At 73.9% G+C, this 21,443-nt stretch carries 19 protein-coding genes and 2 pseudogenes; 8 read left to right on the top strand and 13 right to left on the bottom strand.

The window, feature by feature from the left end:
- Positions 1–71 precede the first annotated feature (71 nt).
- Complete coding sequence (locus ABXS69_RS03995) at positions 72–1,694, top strand: aminopeptidase P family protein (RefSeq protein ID WP_366181267.1); 1,623 nt, start codon at positions 72–74, stop codon at positions 1,692–1,694.
- 131 nt (positions 1,695–1,825) lie between these two features.
- Positions 1,826–2,809, top strand: a complete 984-nt coding sequence (locus tag ABXS69_RS03990; protein ID WP_366181266.1) for a cation diffusion facilitator family transporter — start codon at positions 1,826–1,828, stop codon at positions 2,807–2,809.
- Between the two features lie 49 nt (positions 2,810–2,858).
- On the opposite strand, the gene ABXS69_RS03985 is transcribed toward ABXS69_RS03990, so the two are convergent.
- Entirely contained in the window at positions 2,859–3,650 is a 792-nt protein-coding gene (locus ABXS69_RS03985; RefSeq protein WP_366181265.1) for a general stress protein, read from the bottom strand.
- A gap of 257 nt (positions 3,651–3,907) precedes the next feature.
- Between ABXS69_RS03985 and ABXS69_RS03980 the strand changes: the two genes are divergently transcribed.
- The 3 genes from ABXS69_RS03980 to ABXS69_RS03970 all read left to right on the top strand — a co-directional run bounded on the left by ABXS69_RS03980 (position 3,908) and on the right by ABXS69_RS03970 (position 7,029).
- Entirely contained in the window at positions 3,908–5,200 is a 1,293-nt protein-coding gene (locus ABXS69_RS03980) for a CBS domain-containing protein (RefSeq protein WP_366181264.1), read from the top strand.
- Positions 5,193–5,789, top strand: a complete 597-nt coding sequence (locus ABXS69_RS03975; RefSeq protein ID WP_366181263.1) for a DUF1003 domain-containing protein — start codon at positions 5,193–5,195, stop codon at positions 5,787–5,789. The genes ABXS69_RS03980 and ABXS69_RS03975 overlap by 8 nt, the downstream gene beginning before the upstream one ends.
- 97 nt (positions 5,790–5,886) lie before the next feature.
- The gene (locus ABXS69_RS03970; protein ID WP_366181262.1) at positions 5,887–7,029 is read left to right on the top strand and encodes a P-loop NTPase; all 1,143 of its coding nucleotides are present in this window, start codon (positions 5,887–5,889) and stop codon (positions 7,027–7,029) included.
- Between the two features lie 239 nt (positions 7,030–7,268).
- On the opposite strand, the gene ABXS69_RS03965 is transcribed toward ABXS69_RS03970, so the two are convergent.
- Complete coding sequence (locus tag ABXS69_RS03965) at positions 7,269–8,009, bottom strand: Sec-independent protein translocase TatB (protein ID WP_366181261.1); 741 nt, start codon at positions 8,007–8,009, stop codon at positions 7,269–7,271.
- 192 nt (positions 8,010–8,201) lie between these two features.
- On the opposite strand from ABXS69_RS03965, the gene ABXS69_RS03960 reads away from it, so the two are divergent.
- Positions 8,202–8,837, top strand: coding sequence for an O-methyltransferase (locus ABXS69_RS03960; RefSeq protein WP_366181260.1), 636 nt, complete (start codon positions 8,202–8,204; stop codon positions 8,835–8,837).
- Between the two features lie 347 nt (positions 8,838–9,184).
- On the opposite strand, the gene ABXS69_RS03955 is transcribed toward ABXS69_RS03960, so the two are convergent.
- Positions 9,185–9,352 (bottom strand): DUF3117 domain-containing protein, encoded by a 168-nt coding sequence (locus ABXS69_RS03955; RefSeq protein WP_366181259.1) that lies wholly within the window; start codon positions 9,350–9,352, stop codon positions 9,185–9,187.
- Between the two features lie 116 nt (positions 9,353–9,468).
- Entirely contained in the window at positions 9,469–10,221 is a 753-nt protein-coding gene (locus ABXS69_RS03950) for a TIGR00730 family Rossman fold protein (protein WP_366181258.1), read from the bottom strand.
- Between the two features lie 151 nt (positions 10,222–10,372).
- Between ABXS69_RS03950 and ABXS69_RS03945 the strand changes: the two genes are divergently transcribed.
- On the top strand, positions 10,373–12,118 hold the full coding sequence (locus ABXS69_RS03945) for a phospho-sugar mutase (protein WP_366181257.1): 1,746 nt from the start codon (positions 10,373–10,375) through the stop codon (positions 12,116–12,118).
- Here the strand turns inward: ABXS69_RS03945 and ABXS69_RS03940 are convergent.
- The 9 genes and pseudogenes from ABXS69_RS03940 to ABXS69_RS03900 form a co-directional block, all read right to left on the bottom strand.
- Entirely contained in the window at positions 12,078–13,070 is a 993-nt protein-coding gene (locus ABXS69_RS03940; RefSeq protein ID WP_366181256.1) for a metal ABC transporter permease, read from the bottom strand. The genes ABXS69_RS03945 and ABXS69_RS03940 overlap by 41 nt on opposite strands.
- A complete protein-coding gene (locus ABXS69_RS03935) occupies positions 13,067–14,023 on the bottom strand; it encodes a metal ABC transporter permease (RefSeq protein ID WP_366181255.1) in 957 nt (318 codons plus the stop codon). The genes ABXS69_RS03940 and ABXS69_RS03935 overlap by 4 nt, the downstream gene beginning before the upstream one ends.
- Entirely contained in the window at positions 14,020–14,820 is an 801-nt protein-coding gene (locus ABXS69_RS03930; protein WP_366181254.1) for a metal ABC transporter ATP-binding protein, read from the bottom strand. The genes ABXS69_RS03935 and ABXS69_RS03930 overlap by 4 nt, the downstream gene beginning before the upstream one ends.
- A complete protein-coding gene (locus tag ABXS69_RS03925) occupies positions 14,817–16,022 on the bottom strand; it encodes a metal ABC transporter substrate-binding protein (protein ID WP_366181253.1) in 1,206 nt (401 codons plus the stop codon). The genes ABXS69_RS03930 and ABXS69_RS03925 overlap by 4 nt, the downstream gene beginning before the upstream one ends.
- Before the next feature lie 125 nt (positions 16,023–16,147).
- On the bottom strand, positions 16,148–16,576 hold the full coding sequence (locus tag ABXS69_RS03920) for a hypothetical protein (protein WP_366181252.1): 429 nt from the start codon (positions 16,574–16,576) through the stop codon (positions 16,148–16,150).
- Positions 16,539–16,937 carry a hypothetical protein gene (locus tag ABXS69_RS03915; RefSeq protein WP_366181251.1) on the bottom strand — a complete coding sequence of 133 codons (399 nt, stop codon included), beginning with the start codon at positions 16,935–16,937 and terminating at the stop codon, positions 16,539–16,541. Before ABXS69_RS03915 ends, ABXS69_RS03920 begins: the two co-directional genes overlap by 38 nt.
- Before the next feature lie 24 nt (positions 16,938–16,961).
- Positions 16,962–18,147 (bottom strand): annotated as a pseudogene (locus ABXS69_RS03910) (mannose-1-phosphate guanylyltransferase).
- A 19-nt stretch (positions 18,148–18,166) separates the two neighbouring features.
- Positions 18,167–19,297 carry a YihY/virulence factor BrkB family protein gene (locus ABXS69_RS03905; RefSeq protein WP_366181250.1) on the bottom strand — a complete coding sequence of 377 codons (1,131 nt, stop codon included), beginning with the start codon at positions 19,295–19,297 and terminating at the stop codon, positions 18,167–18,169.
- The gene (locus tag ABXS69_RS03900) at positions 19,294–19,848 is read right to left on the bottom strand and encodes a 2'-5' RNA ligase family protein (protein WP_366181249.1); all 555 of its coding nucleotides are present in this window, start codon (positions 19,846–19,848) and stop codon (positions 19,294–19,296) included. The genes ABXS69_RS03905 and ABXS69_RS03900 overlap by 4 nt, the downstream gene beginning before the upstream one ends.
- A gap of 137 nt (positions 19,849–19,985) precedes the next feature.
- Between ABXS69_RS03900 and galK the strand changes: the two are divergent.
- A pseudogene (gene galK, locus ABXS69_RS03895) lies at positions 19,986–21,300 on the top strand (galactokinase).
- Positions 21,301–21,443: the final 143 nt, after the last annotated feature.

Below are 21,443 nucleotides of genomic sequence, written 5' to 3'. Positions count from 1 at the left end.
CTGAGCGCGGCCCGGGCAGTCTGGCCGCCCCGGGCTGGGCGGGCGCCTGGCTGCGGTGGGAGGATGCCCCCATGAGCCAGTCCTCCTCCGCCAGCCGCCCCCAGGCGCCCGCCATCCCCGAGACCACCACGGGCGCCCCCGCCTCGAACGCCCCGGGAGTCGCCCCGCAGTCCCTCGCGCAGCGAGGCAACAACCGCTCCCACCAGCCCACCAACCAGGCGTTCCGGGATTTCATCGGCTCCGGCTGGGGGCCTCGCCCGGCCGGGCTCCCGCCGCGTTCCGAGGCCGCTGACTGGGCCGTCGCGCGCCGAGCCGCCCTGGGCTCCCAGTTCCCCGGCGAGCGCCTCGTCCTCCCCGCCGGCCCCCTCAAGGTCCGCAACAACGACTGCGACTACCGCTTCCGCCCGCACTCCGCCTTCTCCCACCTGGCCGGCACCGGCACCGATTTCGAGCCCGACGCCGTGCTCGTCCTGGAGCCCCTCACCCCGCCTGGCGCCCCCGCGCCCGAGGGGGATCCCACGCATGAGGCCGTCCTGTACTTCCGGCCCCGCGCTTCACGGACCTCCCAGGAGTTCTACGCCAACCCCCGCTATGGCGAGCTGTGGGTGGGGGCGCGCCCGTCCATCGAGGAGGTCGAGGCCGTCACCGGCATCCGCTGCGCCCATATCGACAGCCTCGGCGACGCCCTGGCCAAGGATGCCGGGGCCGACGGCGTGCGCCTGCGCGTCATCGCCCAGGCCGATGAGGCCGTCACCGCGCTCGTGGACCAGGTCCGCCAGGCCGCGGGGCTGGCCAGTGGGCAGGCCGCCACTGAGGTGGACGACCGCCTCCTGGAGGCGGCCAGCGAGCTGCGCCTGCGCAAGGACGCCTGGGAGATCGCCCAGATGCAGGCCGCGGTCGACGCCACGAAGGCCGGATTCGATGACCTCATCCGCTCCATCCCGCGCGCGGTGGGCCACTGGCGCGGCGAGCGCGTGCTGGAGGGGGCCTTCGCCGCCATCGCCCGCGAGGAGGGCAACGGCCTGGGCTACGACACGATCGCCGCGGCGGGGGACCACGCCAACACCCTGCACTGGATCAACAACGACGGCCCCGTGCGCCCCGGCGAGCTCGTGCTCGTGGACGCCGGCGTGGAGATCGACTCCCTCTACACCGCGGACGTCACCCGCACGATCCCGGTCGACGGCGTCTTCACCGACCCGCAGCGCCACGTCTACCAGGCGGTGCTCGACGCCGCCGATGCCGCCTTCGCCCGCGCGAACCAGCCCGGCTGCCGCTTCAAGGACGTCCACAGCGCCGCCATGGAGGTCATCGCTGCCCGCCTGGAGGATTGGGGGCTGCTGCCCGAGGGCGTGACCGCCGCGGACTCCCTAGGCCCCGATGGCCAGTACCACCGCCGCTGGATGGTGCACGGGACGAGCCATCACCTGGGCCTTGACGTCCACGACTGCGCGCAGGCCCGCCGAGAGATGAGCATGGACGCGCTCCTGGAGCCGGGCATGGTCTTCACGATCGAGCCGGGCCTGTACTTCCGCGCCGATGATCTGCTCGCCCCCGAGGAGCTGCGCGGTATTGGGATCCGCATCGAGGACGACGTCGTCGTTCGCCCCGATGGGAGCGTCGAGCGACTGACGGCGGGCATCCCCCGCACGGTCGAGGAGGTCGAGGCCTGGGTGAGCGGCCTCATCGCCTGAGGCGCCCGGGGCGCGCTGGACGGCCGGCGCGTCCCGGCGCACGGGCCGACCGCGCGCGGCCACGGCACCGACGATCATCGTCGGCCGCCCCCAGCCCTTGACCTATAAAATGTTCTTGATACGATCGGGGGGTGAGTCCCACCCGGCGCTCAGGCGCCCGCTTCGCCCCCGGCCCTCGCGAGCGGGGTCACTCCCATGACCGCTCGCAGAGCCACTCCCACGACCATGCCGCGAGCGGCTCCCGGCGCCGCCTGGCCATCGCGCTCGCACTGACCTCGCTCGTGCTCGTCGCCGAGGCGATCGTCTCCGTGCTCACCGGCTCGCTCGCCCTCCTGGCGGACGCCGGCCACATGCTCACCGACTCCGCGGGACTCGTCATGGCGCTGACGGCGGCCCACCTGTCCACCCATCCGGCCACGGACCGCAGCACCTGGGGGCTGCGCCGCGCGGAGGCCCTCGGGGCGGCGCTCCAGGCGGGGATGCTCGGAGTCGTCGGGGCGGTGGTGGCCCTCCAGGCGGTGCGCCACCTCATCACCGCGCCCCCGGTTCAGGCCCATGGGATGGCGGCGATGGGCGTCATCGGCCTGGTCGCCAACATCGTCGCGCTGCTGGTCCTGGCGGGAGGGCGCGGGGAGAGCCTCAATACGCGCGCCGCGTTCCTCGAGGTCCTGGGCGACGCCCTGGGCTCGGTGGGCGTCATCGGCGCGGCCGCCGTCGTGGCGCTCACGGGCTGGGACCGGGCCGACGCCGTCGCCTCCCTCGTGATCGTGGCGCTCATCGCGCCCAGGGCGGCGGTGCTCCTGCGCCAGGCGATGCGCCACCTCATGGACTTCACGCCCGAGGACCTCGACCTCGCCGAGGTGCGCGAGCACATGTCCTCACTGGACCACGTCGAGGCGGTCCACGACCTGCACGCCTGGACGGTGGCCTCGGGGCTGCCCGTGCTCACCGCGCACGTGGTGGTGCGCGACGAGTGCCTGCGGGACGGGCACGCGGCGACGATCCTCGACCGACTCCAGGAGTGCGCCGCCGAGCACTTCCCCGTGCGCATCCAGCACTCGACCTTCCAGATCGAGCCCGTCTCCCATCTCGAGCACGAGCCCGCCTACTGCTGAGGCGGGTCGGCCGGGCTCGCGGCCGGGCCCTCCGCGCCGGGGCGCCCCGTCAGCGGCGCAGATAGGGGTCGTAGTCCTCGGGAACCGGGGGCTCGCCCTCAGCGGCGCCGCCGGGCCCGGACCCCTCGACCAGGCCGGGGGCGGCGGGGACCCCGGGAGCCGTGGCAGCGCCGAGGGCTCCGGGAACGGCTCCCGCACCGCCACCGCCCGGCGCCGCGCCGTCGGGCTGGATGCGCACGCCGAAGCGCGGCTGCTCATCGGGGCGCGACCCGAACGCCGTGGGCCCGTCACCGGACTCCGCGCGGGCGCGACGGCGCTCCTCGGCGCGGCGCGCGGCCGGGCCGCCCCGGCTCAGGTTGCCCGGCGCGTCGGCGAGCGCCCGGGCCGCCTCCTGAACCCGGTCCGAGGCGAGGATCGAGTAGCGCGAGGCCACCACCTGGCTGATGGAGGTGAAGTCCCGGCGACCGCGCGTGAGCGCGTAGCCGACCGCCTGGAAGAGGATCCCCCACACAACGCCCAGCAGCACGGCGCCCAGGAGCATCGGCGGCGTCGAGGCGCTGCCGATGAAGTTCATCATGAGGGCGAAGAACACGCCGATCCACAGCCCGGACCCGGCGCCGCCGGCCACCGCCCGCCCCCAGCTCATGCGACCGGTGATGCGCTCGACCTGCCGCAGGTCGGTGCCGATGATCGACAGCAGCTGGACGGGGAAGCCCTCGTCCGACAGGGAGTCGACGGCGTGCTGCGCCTGCGCGTAGGTGGCGAAGGAGGCGATCTCCTCCCCCTGGGGCAGCGCGCCCCCGCGACCGACGGCCATGTTAGGACCCATCTGGATGCTCATGGCCCCATCGTCCCATGCCGACCGCCGCGAGGCCGAGCCGGCCCACCCTCCGCCGCCCCGATCCGCTCTCAGCGACCAAGGGGCACCGGGGGAATACCGACCCGACCGCGCCCCTGCGGCATCAGCGGCGCACGAGCGCGGCGCCGGGCGTCGGGGCCGGCGGGCATGAGGACTCGCAGAGCCCCCCTTCCAGGTGGGCCGTCCTCGCGCCCGTCGGCTCACGGGCCCGCCCTCTCGGGTACGGCTAGGCTGTGCCCGTGGAGAGCAGCAGGACGCGCAGCACAAACAGGGTCTTCGTGGCACGACTCGTCGGCACGGCCGTCTTCGACCCCCTCGGGGATCCCGTCGGCCGCGTCCACGATGTCGTCGTCCTCATCCAGCTGCGCGGAGAGCCCCGGGCGGTGGGCTGCGTCATCGAGGTGCCCGGACGGCGCCGCGTCTTCCTGCCGCTGTCGCGCATCACGGCGATCGAGCCGGGCGCGGTCATCACCACGGGCGTGGTCAACATGCGCCGTTTCGAGCAGCGCAAGGTCGAGACCCTCGTGGTCGGCGAGCTCCTCGACCGCGTCGTCACCCTCAAGGACGGCACGGGCACCGTGGAGATCCGCGATGTGGGCATCGAGCGCGACGCCGGCATGGACTGGAAGGTCACCCGCCTGTTCGTCCAGCGCGCCTCCTCGGGCCCCCTGGGGCTGCGGCGCGGGGAGACCGCCATGGTCCGCCCCGACGAGGTCACGGGCCTGGCCGGCGGCATGGAGCAGCAGGGCGTCACCGCCCTCCTGGCCACCCTGGAGGACCTCAAGCCCGCGGACCTGGCCGAGGCGCTGCGGGACCTCCCCCACGCCCGCCGCGTCCAGGTGGCGCGCGAGCTGCCCGACGACCGCCTCGCCGACGCCGTCGAGGAGCTGGGCGATGACGACGCCGTCGCACTCCTCTCCGCCCTGGAGTCGGCCCGCGCCGCCGACGTCCTGGAGGCCATGCAGCCCGACGACGCGGCCGACCTCGTCGCCGAGCTCCCCCAGCTCAAGGCCAACGAGCTCCTCGAGCTCATGCAGCCCGACGAGGCCGCCGACGTGCGCCGCCTCATGCGCTACGACGAGTACACCGCCGGCGGCCTCATGACCACCGAGCCGATCATCCTGCCGCCCGAGGCGAGCGTGGCCACCCTGCTGGCCCAGGCCCGCAAGGCGGAGGTCCCCCCGGCCCTGGCGGCGGTGGCCTTCGTGTGCCGCCCGCCGCTGGAGAGCCCGACGGGCATGTACCTGGGCATGGTCCACCTCCAGCGCGCCCTGCGCGAGCGCCCCCAGCAGATGGTGGGGCGCATCCTGGACAAGGACCTCGGCGCCGTCGGGCCCACCGACTCCATCGGCACGATCACGCGCCTCCTGGCCACGTACAACCTCACGGCCATGCCCGTGTGCGACGAGGCCGGCCGCCTCGTGGGCGCGGTGAGCGTCGACGACGTGCTGGACCACCTCATGCCCGATGACTGGCGCGAGGCCGATGACGCCGTCACCGACGAGATGATCGAGAGGAGCGCCAATGCCTGAGCAGCTCGACCAGCCGCTGGGCCAGGGACGCGGTCGCCGGCTACGCGGGCTGAGGCCGCGCCGGTCCTCGCGCTCGGACGCCTTCGGGCGCTTCGCGGAGGCCACCGCCCGCTTCATGGGCTCGCCGAGGTTCGTCCTGTACATGACGGTCTTCGTCATCGCCTGGATCGTGGCGAACATCGCGCTGGCGAGCGCCTCCAAGGCCTGGGACCCCTACCCGTTCATCCTGCTCAACCTGGCCTTCTCCACCCAGGCCTCCTACTCTGCCCCCCTCATCATGCTGGCGCAGAACCGCCAGGACGACCGCGACCGCGTCACCGCCGAGCAGGACCGCCAGCGCGCCGAGCGCAATCTGGAGGACACCGAGTACCTCACCAGAGAGATCGCCGCGCTGCGCCTGGCGATGAACGACGTCGCCACCCGTGACTTCGTGCGCGGCGAGCTGCGGGACATGCTCTCCGAGATCCTCGCCGAGGAGCGCGCCATCCGCGAGGAGATCTCCGAGCTCGGCGACGGCGAGCACGCCGAGGGCGATGGGGCTCCCGCCCTGGCCGAGGCCGCCTCCCCCGGGCCCTCCCACGAGGCCTGACCCGGCCCGGCGCTCTTGCTCGCCCTCCCGGTCCGCCGCGATCTGGCGCGGCCGGCCCAGAGCTGGCGCGCCCAGGTCGAGCCCGTAGGATGAGGGCATGCCAATGCCCACCGAAGAGGCCGTCCGCGATGCGCTCGCCCGCGTCAACGACCCTGAGATCCGCCGTCCCATCACCGAGCTCGGGATGGTGGACTCCCTCAAGATCTCACCCGACGGCGTCGTGAGCGTCCACGTGCTCCTCACCGTGGCCGGCTGTCCGCTCAAGGACACGATCACGGAGGACACCACGCGGGAGGTCGGCGCCGTCGAGGGCGTCACCGATGTGCGCGTGAGCCTGGGCGTCATGACCGATGAGCAGCGGGCGGCCCTGCGATCCCACCTGCGCGGAGGGGCGGCGGAGCCCGTCATCCCCTTCACCCAGCCCGGCTCGCTCACCCGCGTCTACGCGGTGACCTCCGGCAAGGGGGGCGTCGGCAAGTCCTCGGTGACGGCCAACCTCGCCGCCGCCATGGCCGCGCAGGGCCTGAGCGTCGGCATCGTCGACGCGGACATCTACGGCTTCTCCATCCCCCGGATGCTCGGCGTGGACCACGTGCCCACCCAGCTCGACGGCATGATCGTGCCGCCGGTGGCCCACGGGGTGAAGGTCATCTCGATCGGCATGTTCGTCGAGGACAAGCAGCCCGTCGTCTGGCGCGGCCCCATGCTGCACCGCGCGGTCCAGCAGTTCCTCTCCGATGTCTTCTGGGGGGACCTCGACGTCCTCCTCCTCGACCTGCCCCCCGGCACCGGGGACGTGACGATCTCCGTGGCGCAGCTGCTGCCCAACGCGGAGATCCTCGTGGTCACCACGCCCCAGCAGGCGGCGGCCGAGGTGGCCGAGCGCACGGGCCTTATCGCCACCCAGACCAAGCAGCGGGTGGTGGGCGTCATTGAGAACATGTCCTACTTGACGCAGCCCGACGGGTCTCGCCTGGAGGTCTTCGGCTCCGGCGGCGGCCAGGCCGTGGCCGGCTCCCTGACCGAGACGCTGGGCTACGACGTGCCGCTGCTCGCCCAGCTGCCCCTGGACATCAAGCTGCGCGAGGGCTCCGACACCGGCGTGCCCGCGACCATCGGCGAGGGCGGCCACGCGCCCGCGGACGCCCCTGCCGCCCAGGAGCTCTCCGCGGTGGCGCGAAGGCTCTCCCACCGCTCCCGCGGCCTGGCCGGACGCCCCCTCGGCGTCACCCCCGCCTGACGCTCCCCTCCCCCCTCACCGAGACCGGTCGTTATCAGGAGCGAGACCGGTTCGGGGCAGACAGCGCGACACGATCGGGGCGCCGGGGCCCCTCGCAGGGCTTCAGCGCTGATGGATGGGCCGGGGCACTGTGGGCCGCGGCGGGAACGCGCCCAGAGGGGCTCAGCGCGACCATCGGTGGGGAGGATCGTCGTCAGCGCGCCGTTCCCACGGGGTGACCAGCCGAAGGACTGACGGGCTCAGTCGACGAGCGCCGACGCCGCGGCCTCGCGGGTCCGAGCGGCCTCCTTGGCGGCCCGCACGATGTCGCGCGGAGAAAGCGGGCGTGGCGCGCTGGGCGCGGACGCCGACGCGACCACGGGCTCCTCCACCAGCGAGGCCGGCACGGCCGCTGGCTCCGCCATCGGATCAGCGGCGGGCTCGACGGCGGCGGGCTCCGGAGCGGCGGGATCAGCCGCAGCAGGGCCGGCAGGCGCGGGCTCCCCCGCCGGCTCGGCCGGGGACGCCCCCACCTGCGGAAGCTCGGCGGTGGCCGCCTCACCCTCCTTCACGGCCCGGGCGGCGGCAAGGGCCTCGGCCTTCTTCTCCTCGATCTTGTTGGCCAGGGAGTTCTCCCGGTCCTTGTCCCGCGCCTCCTTGACGGAGGCGTCAATGGCGTCGGTGGTCTCCTTGGCGGCGTTCTTGACCGCCTTGAAGGGCGACTGGAGGTCCTTCTTGATGGCGTCGAGGTCCTCGCCCAGGGCGTCGCGGACGATCTTGCGCGGGTCGTACTGGCGCGGGTCGAGGCTGGACAGGTCGAGGTCGGCGAGCTCGGGGCCGACCTCCTCAGCGATCTGCGTCTTGGCGCTCTCCAGGAAGACGCGCAGCTGGCGGACCATCTGGGTGAGCTTGCGAGTGTACTCGGGCAGCCTCTGGGGGCCGATGACCACGACGGCCACCAGCAGGAAGACCACGAACTCAGATGAGGAGAATCCCAGCACGAGGCGAGTATAGAGAGCGCGGGCCGCGATAACCTCATGCGTCCGCTCCCGGCTAGGCGCGCCGCGCGCCACACTCCGGGCATGACGGCGGGTCGGGCGAGGAATTCCCCATGCTCCTGGGACAATGCGGTTGCCGCGCGGATGGCGCGGCGAGCTCGAGCGCACGCTTCACCGCCATGGAAGGGACTCACTGTGAGCGCGGACAAGACTCTGACCTGGTCCTACACCGAGGAGTTCCCCTTCGAGGACGAGGCGACCTCCCAGGCCCGCCTGCGCGGCATCGAGCTCGGTACCTCGCCGGTCTCCCCGGCCACCGGCGCGGCCCTGCGCGGGCTCGCCGCGGCCGCGGGCGCGAAGTCCGTGGCGGAGATCGGCACGGGCACGGGGGTCTCCGGGCTGTGGCTCCTGGCCGGCATGGGCGCCGACGGCGTGCTGACGACCATCGACGTCGAGGCCGAGTTCCAGCGGGAGGCGCGACGGGCCTTCGACGCCGCCGGGTACTCCGGCCACCGCACGCGCATCATCCAGGGTCGGGCCTCCGACGTCATGCCCCGTATGGCGGCGGGCTCTTACGACATGGTGGTGCTCGACGTCGACCCGCAGGATGCCGCCGACCTCCTCCAGGACGCATTGCGGATGCTGCGCGCCGGGGGGTCGCTCGTCATCACCCACGCGCTGTGGCGCGACCATGTGGCCGACCCCGCGCGCCGCGACGCCGTGACGGTGGCCGCCCGAGAGCTGGGCAAGACCCTGCGGGACGCCGACGGGCTCCTGACTTCGCTGCTTCCCGTGGGCGACGGACTGCTCGTGTCCGTGCGGCGTAGCTGAGCGGGGGCGCGCGCCCTCCCGCGCCACCCGCCCTGAGAGGCGCGTTCCACACCGACCAGCGCCATCCGCCCTGAGAGGCGCCATCCGCACCCACTGGTGCGTCCTGCCCGCACCATTCGGTGCGAACGGCACCAGTCGGGGCAAGCGGCGCCTGTCGGTGCGAGGCGCGCATGTCGGGGTCAGCCGCGCCCGCGCTGAGCGGCGCGCCCTCGGAGCGGGGGAGACGGAAGAAGGACCGCCCCGATCTGGGAACGGTCCTTCTCCTGCATGACGCGGCTGTCCGGCCCCTCCGACGGTGGACGGGCGACCGGCCGACCAGCTCCGGCGCTCGGCGCCGGGCAAATGGCTCAGATCTTGACAGTGGCCAGTGCGTCTTTGAGGGCCTTGATCTCATCAGGGGTGATCTCGACGACCAGGCGGCCGCCGCCCTCGAGGGGCATGCGCATGATGATGGCGCGTCCCTCCTTGACGACCTCCAGGGGGCCGTCCCCGGTACGGGGCTTCATGGCAGCCATATGCATCCCTTCCATCGTGCTCGCGCGGTTCCGCCCGCGGCGCTGCCTCTTATTCTAAAGCATGATTCTCAACGGCACGATAAGTGGGACACAGGGCCCACAGTTTGAGGCCCGGCTCATTCCGGTGACGTGGGGCGGATCCTCTGAGCGCCCGCGACCACGTACTCGACCGCCTCGGCAGCGGTGTCGACGACGCGCAGCAGGTCGAGATCCTGTGGCGCGATCATGCCCGACCCGAGGAGCGAGGAGCGGATCCAGTCGACGAGCCCGCCCCAGTACTCGCGCCCGACGAGCACCACGGGGAAGGAGTCGACCTTGCGTGTCTGGACCAGTGTGATGGACTCGAAGAGCTCGTCGAGGGTGCCGAATCCGCCGGGCATGACGACGAATCCGTCGGAGTACTTGACGAACATCGTCTTGCGGGCGAAGAAGTAGCGGAAGTTGATGCCGAGGTCGACGTACTCGTTCATGGATTGCTCCATGGGCAGCTCGATACCGAGTCCCACAGACAGACCGCCAGCCTCATGGGCTCCCTTGTTGGCGGCCTCCATCATGCCCGGGCCGCCGCCGGTGATGACGCCGTAGCCGGAGCGGACCAGCCCGGCAGCGATCTCCTCAGCGAGGCGGTAGGCGGGATCCTCCCGACTCACGCGCGCCGAGCCGAAGACGCTGATCGCGGGTCCGATCTCCGACAGGGCGCCGAAGCCCTCGACGAACTCGGACTGGATGCGCAGCACCCGCCAGGGGTCGGCGTGGAGCCAGTCGGCGCGCTCGGTCGCGGACAGGAGGCTCGCGTCGGAGGTCTGCTGGGGGATCTGCGTCCCCCGTAGGAGGACAGGGCCCTTGCGATAGGTCTGGCGATCAGTCATATCCGCATTGTGTCATCGTGCGGACCGCGACCCCCATGACACAGGTGCGCCACACCTTCTGACCAGCGACATCAGATGTTGTGGGAGGTGCCACGCATGAGCGCCATCACCTTATCCGCTAAAAGAAGGGCCCGACCGGTACGGTCAAGTCATGACCCACTCCCCCAAGGCTGCCCCGACCACCGGGGTTGTCCGTACCACCGTCGCGCAGTGGATCGCTGAGGACCCCGACGAGACCACTCGTGAGGAGCTGGCCGGTCTACTGGCCCGCCACGAGGCGGGTGACCCCGCCGCCACAGCCGCCCTCGCCGAGGCCTTCTCCGGTCCCCTGGCCTTCAGGAGCGCGGGCATGCGCGGGAGGCTCGGCCCCGGCCTGGGCAGGATGAACCGGGCCGTGGTCATTCGCGCGACGGCGGGCCTGTGCGCCTATCTGCGCGAGGAGGTCGGGGAAGGATTCGTCGTCGTCATCGGCTACGACGCCCGCCACTGCTCCGACGTCTTCGCCCAGGACGCCGCCGCCGTCGTCACCGGCGCTGGAGGCCGGGCCCTCCTCATGGACTCCCACTGCCCCACCCCGCTGCTGGCCTTCTCCCTGCGCGCGCTGGACGCGGACGCCGGCATCATGGTCACCGCCTCGCACAATCCCGCCCAGGACTCAGGCTTCAAGGTCTACCTCGGCGGCCGGGCGGCCAACGATTGGGACCGCGGCGCCCAGATCGCTCCCCCGCAGGACGCGGCCATCAGCGAGGCCATCACCGCCCTGGAGAGCCTGGAGACGATCCCCCGCGCGGAATCCGGCTGGGAGCTGATCGGGCCCGACCTGCGCGAGGAGTACATCAAGCGCGTGGTCACCGCCGCCAGGACGAGAGCGGCGTCGGACCTGCGGATCGTCCTGAGCGCCATGCACGGGGTGGGCGGGCGGACCTGCCTCGAGGCGCTGCGCCGCGCGGGCTTCGAGGACGTCGTCGTGGTCCCCGAGCAGTTCGAGCCGGATCCGGGGTTCCCCACCGTGGACATCCCCAACCCCGAGGAGGCCGGCACCATGGACCTCCTGCTGGGCCTGGCCCGCCAGGAGCGCGCGGACCTGGCCATCGCCCTCGACCCCGACGCGGACCGCTGCTCAGTGGCCGTCCCCGACGAGACCGCTCCCGGCGGCTGGCACCAGCTCACGGGCGACGCCGTCGGGATCCTCCTGGGCGAGCAGGCGGCCGAGCTGGCGGCCTTCACCGGCACCGGCGTGCTCGCCTCCTCCATCGCCTCGGGCCGGATGCTGCGCAAGATCGCGCAGGATCATGGGCTGGCGCACCGCATCACCCCCACGGGCTTCACCTGGATCAGTCGCGTGCCCGGGCTCGTCTTCGGCTACGAGGAGGCGATGGGCTACTGCGTGGATCCCGCCTCCGTGCGGGACAAGGACGGCATCGCCGCCGCGGTGCGCATGGCCCTGCTCTCCTCGGTCCTCAAGGCGCAGGGCCGCTCCCTGTCCTCGCTCCTGGCCCGGCTCGCCCAGCGGCACGGCCTGCACCTGACCTGCCAGATGAGCGCGCGCGCCGACGACGCGGAGATCATCGACGGCATCATGCGGCGCCTGCGCGAGGGAGGGGCCCCCGCGAAGCTGGCGGGCTCGCCCGTGGTGGACGTCTTCGATCTCATGGACGGGGCCAGTGACGGCAATGGCGCGCAGCTGCCGCCCGCGGACGGGATCATCATCAAGACCGCCGCGGACGACCGCGTCGTCCTTCGGCCCTCAAGCACCGAGAGCAAGCTCAAGTGCTACTGCGAGGTGGTCATGGACATCCCCGACGGCGCGCCGATACCGGCCGTCCGCGCCACGGCCGCCGAGCGCCTGGAGGTCATCAAGGCCGATCTGCGCGGCGCGCTGGGGATCCCCGCCTGATCCCTCGCCAGCAGGCCGCCGCCAGGTAGACCGAGGCGGCGACGGCGGCGATCATGCCTCCCACGGAGAGCCGAAGCGCCACGCCGAGCACGAGTCCGGCCAGCGCGCTCGCCGCGCCGAGCAGGGGGGCCCCGATGAGGAGGCCGCGCGCGGTGCGCGCCGAGGGCGCCAGCGCGGCCGCGGGGGCGGCGATGAGGGCGATGGGCAGGATGGTGCCGACGGCGGGCACGAGCACCACGATGGTGGCGGTGATGAGGATGAGCACCGCGCCCTCGGCCCAGCCCGCCCTCAGGCCCGCGGCGCGGTGGCCCACCGGGTCGAAGGCGTGGAAGACGAGGGACCGCCCCGTCAGGGCGACCACCGCCACGGCCGCCGCCAGGACCGCGCCCACGGCGGCCACGTCCACGCGCCCCACGTTGAGCACGGAGCCGGTGAGGAAGGAGTCGATCTTGAGCGGCAGGGGCCTGAACCAGCTCGCCAGGAAGTAGCCCAGGGCGAAGCCGATGGTGAGCACGATGCCCGCGGCCGACTGGGGCCCCAGCCCCTCCACGCGGGCCAGCGCGCGCATGAGCGCGGCCATGGGCAGGCACATGAGGACCGCGCCCACGAGCAGCGTGGCGCTCAGCAGCTCGAAGCCGGGGCGCCCGCGCCCGAGCGCCGCGGCGATCCAGGTGGCGGCGACGACGCCGAGGATCGCCCCGGGGAAGGTCGCGTGGGTGAGGGACTCGGTGAAGAAGACGCGGCGGGTCAGCAGGGCCAGGGCGCCGACGAGGCCGGCGAGGAGCCCCATGAGGACCGCCTCTAGCGCGGGCAGGGCCAGCAGCCCCAGTGAGACGTCGGTGAGGCCGCCCGCGCCGCCCGCGCCGGGCGCGCTGGCGGCGCCCCCGGCGCCGGCCGCGCCTCCTGCGCCTCCCATGGCGCCGATGGCCCGCATCGCGCCGATGCCGCTCATGCCCTCCCCCTCCTGCGAGCCCGGCGCCGCGCGGAGGCCGCGATGATCGCGCACAGGAGCAGCGCCGTCGTCGCGAGGCTGACGGCCGCCTGCGGGGAGACGGGCCGGGGGCTGGGCATGACGGCGGCGAGCATGCCGAGGTAGCCGCCGAGCACGCCGGTGGCCACGGCGATGACGACCATGGGGCGCACCCGGTGGGCGAGGACCCGCCCGGTGGCGCCGGGGACGATGAGGGCGCCGATGACCAGGAGCGTACCCACGGCGGCGGAGGCCGAGACCACGACGGCCGCGATGGCCGCGTTAAGGGCCATGTCGAGGGCGAGGAGCCGATGGCCGGCGGCGCGGGCCCCCACGGGGTCGAAGGCGTAGGCGATCTGCCCCCGCCAGGTGACGGCCACGAGGATGATCGCCACGAGGCAGGCGATGAGCGCGTGGGCGAGCCCGGTGTCGGTGACCTCCAGGAGCCGCCCGAACATGAGGGCCTCCAGCTGCCCGGACCTGTCCCCCTGGGCCAGGGACAGGATGATGCCCACGGAGAAGAAGCCTGTGAGCAGGACGGCGGTACCGGCCTCGGCCCCGCCGCCCCCGGCCGAGCGGCGGGCCCCGGCGGCGCGCCCCGAGTGGTGGGAGAGAACGGTCAGGCCCGCCGCCGCGATCATGGCGACGACGGAGGCCGCGGGGATGATCGCCTCGATCCCCCAGAAGGCGGCGCCGGCCACGATCCCGGGGAAGACGGCGTGGACGAGGGCCTCGGCGCTGAACTCCGCGCCCCGCAGGTTGACGAGCACCCCGACGACGCCCGAGACGATCCCCAGCAGGACCACCATGACCAGGGGCCGGAAGAAGAACGGGGCGCTGGCCAGGGGCACGAGGCCGGGGACGCCGACAAGCGCCAGGCGCAGCTGCTCGACGGCGCCGGCCACGAGGGCGGTGAGCGGGTCCGAGGCGCTCATCGGGCCTCCCCCACCCCGAGCAGAAGGTCGTCGCGGCCGCTCGCGCCGGTCCCGTAGGCCTGTTCGATGAGCTCGGGGACGAGGACCTCCTCGCGGGGCCCGAAGGCGATCTGGCGCCCGGCGAGCAGGGCCACCTGCTCGCAGCACTCGCGGGCGATGACGAGGTCGTGGGTGGAGACGACCAGGGCGACGCCGTCGTCCTTGAGAGCGGCGATGATGCGCAGGAGGGCGTCGCGATTGGGCTGGTCGAGGCCGTTGAAGGGCTCGTCGAGGGCGATGAGCCGGGGCCGGGCGGCGACGCAGCGGGCCACGAGGACGCGCTGCTGCTGGCCGCCGGACAGGGTGCCGAAGCGCCGTCCCGCGGCCTCGGCCAGGCCCACGGACTCCAGCGCGGCCAGGGCACGCCGCCGGGCCTCGCGGCGGCGCGCCCCGAGCAGCGGGAGCGCGCCGAGGCGGGCCATGGAGGCGGTGACCCCCATGAGGACGACGTCGAGGACGGTGACGGGGAAGGAGGGGTCGAGATCGGCGACCTGGGGGACGTATCCGATCGAGCCCCTCCGGGCCCTGCCTGGCGCCCTCCCGCAGACCTCGATGCGCCCGGCGGCGACATCGACCATGCCGAGCAGCCCCCGCAGCAGGGTGGTCTTGCCCGAGCCGTTGGGGCCGATGAGGGCGAGCGCGGTGCCGGGCCCCACCTCGCCGGTGACGCCGGTGAGCGCCATGGCGCGCCCGTAGGCGAGGGCGGCGCCGTCGCAGTGGACGACGGCGCCCCCGCCCCCGGGATGCTCGGGGCTCACTGTGCCGCCGCCTTGGGGGCCCAGGCGGCCAGCGGGGCGGGGATGGGGGCCGCGGTGCCGCCCCAGGCGTTGGTCAGCCCGGCGACGTTGTGGAGGATGGACCCGATGTAGGTCTCGCCGTCAGATCCTGGCTCGCCCAGCGAGTCGCCGTAGAGGGCCTCGTCGCCGATGATCGCCTTGACTCCGGCGGCCTGGGCCACCTTGCGCACGGAGGCGGGGTTGTTGGAGTTCTCGGCGAAGATGGCCACGGCGCCCGAGGCCCTCACGGCGTCGGCGGTGGCCTGGATCTGCTGGGCCGTGGCGTCCTGCTGGGCATTGAAGTCGGACAGGGCGGCGCCCTCGAACCTCAGGCCGTAGGCCTTCGACAGGTAGCCGAAGGCATCGTGGCTGGTGAACAGGACTCGCTTGTCCGCCGGGACGGTCTCGAGGCTGGAGCGCGCCCAGGAGTCGAGCTCGGTGAGCAGGGAGGCGTAGGCCTCGGCGTGCTCGTTGATGGTGGCGGCGCCGGCCGGGGAGGCCTTGGCGAGGGCCTCGCCGATGTTGCGCGCCTGCACCATGGCACCGGCCGGGGAGGTCCAGACATGTGGGTCGAAGCGGAAGTCGGGCTCGGACTCGCCCTCCTCGGGGGCGAAGGGCCAGGGGGCCACGTCGACCTTCTGGCTCCCGCGCTCGACGGTGTAGGGAAGGTCCTTCTCCTTGGCCTTCTGGGTGTCGAGGTCATCGATGTCCGCGGCCCCGTGCACGCCGGAGGTGATGACCATAGTGCCCTTGAACCCTGTGGAGGCGACGGCGTCGTCGAGGAAGTGCTCCAGGTCCACCCCCGAGACGAGGAAGAGATCGGCCTCGGCCAGGGCCTTGGCCTGCGCGGCGGTCATGTCGTGCTCGTGGGCGGAGGCGTTGGGGGCGAGCAGGCAGGTGAGCTTGATGCCGGCGCTGGCCTTGGCGGCCTCAGGGCCCAGGTGGGTGGTGGCGCCGTCGGCGCCGGTGCGCTCGAGCGAGAGCGAGTCCGAGCCGGAGGGATTGCCCCCGGTGGCGATCTGGGTGACGTAGTCGCAGATCTGGGTGGTGGAGGCGACGACCTTGATGGCTCCACCCCCGCCTGCCGAGGGGGTCTCGGCGCATGCGGCCAGAGCGGGGGCGGCGAGGGCGAGGGCGGAGAGCACGATAGCGGTGCGGCGCCCGGAGCGGGAGAGGGTTCTCATGAGGCCGACAATAGTTTCGGTCACCCGAAATTAGCAAGCCCGAAACTCCTCTGGCGGGCCTCGCGCGGGGCGATGGGCTGGCGGCTCGCGCCCATCGCGGACAGGCACCAGCGGGGATGCGGCGATCAGCGGGGCACGATGAGGGCGAGAACGCGAGGCCAGCGCCCCAGCGCCTCCGGCCCGCCCGCGTGACGCCCAGGGCGCGCGCCCGCGGCGAGCGCGCCGAGAAGGTCGATCTCGTGGACGCGCCCACCGCTGGGCTCGTAGAGGCGCAGCCGGCCGGGACCGCGGCCGCCGGGGGGCTGGGCGCCATCGCGCGGCAGGGCGAGCACGTAGTGGCGCGGAATAGCGAGGCCGGCGACCATGACCGCCGCGGCCGACCGCGCCCGGTTCCGCCAGCCGACCCGGTCGACGCGGGCCCGTAGGAGCGGGCCGCCCGTGAGCAGGAGGACCGGCAGGCCGTCCGCGAGGCGGGCGCGGGCCTCCTCGAGCGCCTCGGGGAAGGCCCGGGCGGTGTCACGCGTCCAGCGCACCCGGTACCGGCGCCCGGTCATGCGGGAGAAGCTCACGGGCCAGGGACCAGGGGGGAGAGCCGAGCGCGCGCGGCCAGGGGGCCAGGCGGGCGATGGCCCGGCGGTTGAGCGAGCGCTGGACGCGCCGCTGCGCATCCGCCAGGCCCTCTCCCGACGGCGCCAGCCTCCTACCGCCCGCCCCGGCGGCCGCCCCGCAGCCCGCCCCGGCGGCCGCCCCGCAGCCCGCCCCGGCGGCCGCCCCGCAGCCCGCCCCGCCGACCGGCTCGCGCCCCAGGAGGATGCTCGCGGCCAGCAAGCAGGTGGCCCCGCAGGTGGTGGGGTCCATCTGGGTCATCGAGGTCGCGGCCGTGAGTCGCGCCTCGCGCCGGCCGGGTGCCGTCATCGCCGTTCCCCGCGCGCAGCCGGGCTACAGCAGGTCCGTCCGGCCGCTCCCCTTGAGGCGGTCGACGGCGCCCTTGACGTCCTGGGCGCGCTCCGGCGTCGTCACCAGCAGGGCGTCCGGGGTGTCGACGACGACGAGTCCGGGGACCCCGAGCAGCACGATCCTCCGCCCGGTCGTCGAGGCGACGAGCACGCCCGGGGAGGCCACTGCCTCGACGTCGGCGGCGGGGCCTCCCTGGCCGGCGCCGTCGAGCACGGCGACGCCCGCGGCGGGCCCCTCGGATCGCGCGGGGACGAGGGCGGACAGCGCGTCGAAGCCGCCGACGTCGTCCCAGCCCATGGCGGCCGGGACGGTGGCCACTCCCCCCGCGGCGGCGACGGGCTCGGCGATGGCGTGGTCGATGGCGATCCTCTCCAGGCCCGGCCAGACGCGCTCCAGGACCGGCTCCCGCTCGGGGGTGTCCCAGGCGGCGGCGATCTCCTTCACGCCGGCGGCGAAGCTCGGGGCGCTGGGCGGCGAGGTGGTCGAGGAGGACGCCCGCGCGAACGACGAACATGCCGGCGTTCCAGCGGTACTCGCCGGTGGCGAGGTAGGCGGCGGCGGTGGCCGCGTCGGGCTTCTCGGTGAAGCCGAGGACCACGCGGCCCTCTGGCGCCCCGGGCACGGAGGTGGGCTCGCCCGCGTGGATGTAGCCGAAGGCGGTGGAGGGGTGGGTGGCCTCGATGCCGATCGTGACGACCCAGCCGTCCTCGGCCAGCGCCGCGGCCTGTCGCACGGCCCCGGCGAAGGCGGCCTCGTCGGCGATGACCTGGTCGGCGGCGAATGAGCCGACGACGGCGTCCGGCCCGTGGCGTCGGGCGATGACGGCTGCGGCCAGGCCGATGGCGGCCATGGAGTCGCGGGGGGAGGGCTCGGCGAGGATCGACTCGGCGGGCACGCCCGGCAGCTGGGCGGCGACGGCCTCGACGTGGGCGGCGCCGGTGACGATCGTCGTCGTGGCGGCCAGGGGCTCCAAGCGGGCGACGGTGCCCTGCAGGAGCGTGCGCCCGGCGCCGGTGAGGTCGAGGAGGAACTTCGGGCGCTCGCGGCGGCTGAGCGGCCAGAGCCTGGTGCCCGCGCCGCCGGCGGGGATGATGGCGTGGATGGGCTTGCCCTGGTGGGCTGGCGACGCGGCGCGCCGGGCCTCGGGACTGGCGGGGAGGTCGGTCATTGGCCCAGGTTAGCGGGGATCAGCCCTCGGGAGGAGCGTGCCGGCCGACAGGGCGCCCCCGGTCCTCGGCCGGCGCGGGGGCGCGCTCCCCGGCCGGCGCGGGGGCCCGGTGGTCGGGATGTTCCGTGGGATCGACCTCGACGGTGCCGGTCAGGGACTGCCGGGGCCAGACCAGCGTCTCGGGGGCGGACAGGGTCACGTAGTTGGGGCGGGCCCTGGCGTGGACCTCATCGGGGTGCTCGATGAGGGCGGGCCGGGGAGGATTGGCGATCCAGGCCGCCACGATGAGGAGGATCCGGCTGGCCAGGTGCAGCCAGAGGATGAGGATGACGATCGCGGTGAAGGAGGCCAGGAGGGGGTTGTGCCAGTTCGACCCGACGGCGCGCGAGCCGATCTCTCGCAGCGCGCCGAAGGCGACGGCGCCCAGGCACGCGCCTTCGACCAGGTCCTTGCGGGGGACGCGGATGCCGCAGGCGGTCAGCAGGAGGGCCAGCACCACGGCATCGATGAGGAAGGAGATGACGACGACCGCCACGTGGCTTCCAGCGCCGCTGAGCCAGGCTGGCAGCCCCATGAGCCTGGCGGTGGAGCCGGCGAGCGCCGTCGTCAGGGCGGACGCGGTGGCGGTGGCGAGCACGCCGGTCATCATGACGAGCAGTGCCACGAGGTTCCACGCCCATGCCCTCACGGGGTTCTCCGGGATGCGGGCGATGCCGAACATGGCGCGCAGGGCGGTCTTGAGGACTCCCATGAGGGCGGCGGCGGAGTAGAGCAGGACGCCGCCCGCCGCGAGGGAGCCGATGTTGAGCGCCGAGCCGAGGGTGAGCTGGTCGATGGTCACCAGGCCGCCCGAGCCGGTGTTGATGACACCGGGAAGGGCCTGGTCGATCTGGTCGAGGACTCGGTCGCGCAAGGCCGGATGGCTGCCGAGCAGGCCCATGAGGATCGTGACGCCGATGGCCAGGGCGGAGAACACGGAGAACAGGCCCGTGTAGGCGATGCCCCCGGCCAGGAGCGCGCCGCGGGCCATGGCGTATCGGGCCAGCGCCCGCCCCGGGCGGCTGGATTTGAAGCGGTCGACGAGCACGGCGGCGCTGGCGCGCGTCGTGGTGATCGCGATCGCCATGCCGTTGCCGCCGCGACGCCTCATGCCGGCGCCGCCCCGCCCAGGGGGATGCGCGCCAGGAGCTCGCAGCGGTCCCGGTTCAGGGCGTGCAGGAGCACCTGCCCGGCCACGAATGCGGCGTCGAGGGCCGCCCCGGCCAGCATGGCGGCGTCGAGCGCGGCCTGGCCCACCTCGTGGGCGAGGGTGACGTGGGGGTGGAAGGGGAAGCGCAGGGGGGCGCTGAGCGGGCCGGAGGCGTTGCGGATGTCCTGCTGGAGGGAGCGCAGCGCATCGCCGCCACCGATCACCTTGAGGTAGGCGACGGCGCTGACAGGCAGGAAGGTGGCGGCGCCCGACAGGCGCAAGTCGATCGGCGCGTGGGCGCGGGCGACGTTGGCCAGGTGCGCCTTGATGGAGTCGAGCCGGTCGGTCGGCACCGCCGTAGGCGGCAGGAGGGTGATGTGGGGGGCGATCTGGGCGGCGAGCGGGTCTCCGGCGTCACGGCGGATATCGCGGATCGTGGCGGCGAAGGGCTCGGGAACGGGCACGGTGACGCCGACCACGCTCTCGCGGTCGGCAGGCTCAGGGACCTCCATGACCCTCCTCTCCGCGCGTTAGGGGCGCACTCGGCGGTCTCATCGGGCGTCCGCGGCGGCGGGGTCCGCCACGGGCTGATCAAGCCTAACCCGCATCGCGCCCTCAAAGGCGTGGCCAGCATGGCACGATGTGCGTTATGAGCGACCTCACCACCGACGCTGACGCGGTCACGCCCCCCGCCGCCCCTGATTTCTCCCCCGCCTTGACGGATGAGGAGGGCATCGCCCAGGCCACCGCCCTGTTCCACGAGGCATTCGACTCCGACCCCGACGGCGTCTGGTACGCGCCGGGGCGCGTCAACATCATCGGTGAGCACACCGACTACAACGGCGGCCTGGCGCTGCCCATCGCCCTGCCTCACCGGGCGTTCCTGGCGCTGCGCCGCCGGGATGACCGCACGGCGCGCCTCATCTCCCCGCAGACGCGCGAGGCCGTGGACGTGCTCGACCTGGACGCCATCGGCCCCAAGGGCACCCCTGGAGAGGTCCCCCAGTGGGCCGCCTACATCGCGGGGGTCGCCTGGGCGCTCGAGCGCGACGGCCTCGGCCCCCTGCCGGGCTTCGACGCCGCCCTGGTCTCCTGCGTGCCGCTGGGCGCGGGCCTGTCCTCCTCGGCCGCCCTGGAGTGCGCCACGAGCGTGGCCCTCGATGAGGTCGCGGGGCTCGCGCTGGCCGGGCCCGCCGACGCTCCCGCCGACGCCGGCCGCGCCCGCCTGGTGACCTCCTGCGTGCGGGCGGAGAACGAGATGGCCGGGGCCCCCACGGGCGGCATGGACCAGTCGGCCTCCCTGCGGTGCCGCGCCGGCCATGCCCTCGAGCCTCGACTGCCGCGACGGCGAGGTCGCTCACGTCCCCTTCGACCTGGCCTCCGAGGGCCTGGCCCTGCTCGTCATCGACACCCGCGCCAAGCACTCCCTGGCCGACGGCCAGTACGGCGCGCGCCGCTCGGCCTGCGAACGCGCGGCGGAGGTCCTCGGCGTCGAGCTCCTGGCGGATATCGACCCCGAGGGCCTGGAGGAGGCGCTGGCCACCGTGCGCGAGCGCGGAGGCGCGGAGGCGGAGGTCCTGGTGGCCCGCGCGCGCCACGTCGTCACCGAGATCGCCCGGACGGTCGAGCTCGTCTTCCTCCTGGCCGATGGCTCCCCGCTGGCCGGGGAGAAGCTGGCCAGGGTCGGCGAGCTCATGGACGCCTCGCACGAGTCACTGCGCGTGGACTACGAGGTGACCTGCCCCGAGCTGGACGTGGCCGTCGAGGCGGCGCGCGCCGCCGGCGCCCACGGGGCGCGCATGACGGGCGGCGGGTTCGGGGGCAGCGCGATCGCCCTGGTGGACGCCGGTCGAGTGGACGAGGTGGCGCGCGCCGTCGTCGCCGCCTACGCGCGCGAGGGATTCGCTCCTCCGGCGTTCCTCGACGCCGTCCCCAGCGCCCCGGCGGGCCGCGCGGGGGCCTGAGACGGCGCGAGAGCGCCTTGAGCAGCCAGCGCCCGGCGCTCCTGGGGGAGCGCCGGGCGCTGCCTCCCGCTCACTTCTGGCCCACGCCTCGCCCGCCTGCGCCCATCCCCGCTCGCCCGCGCGCGGAACCGCGCGGAGCCGGG

The organism is Actinomyces timonensis, from assembly GCF_040702965.1.
Classification (GTDB): Bacteria; Actinomycetota; Actinomycetes; order Actinomycetales; family Actinomycetaceae; genus Actinomyces; species Actinomyces timonensis_A.
This window is presented reverse-complemented; position numbering and strand designations above follow the sequence as displayed.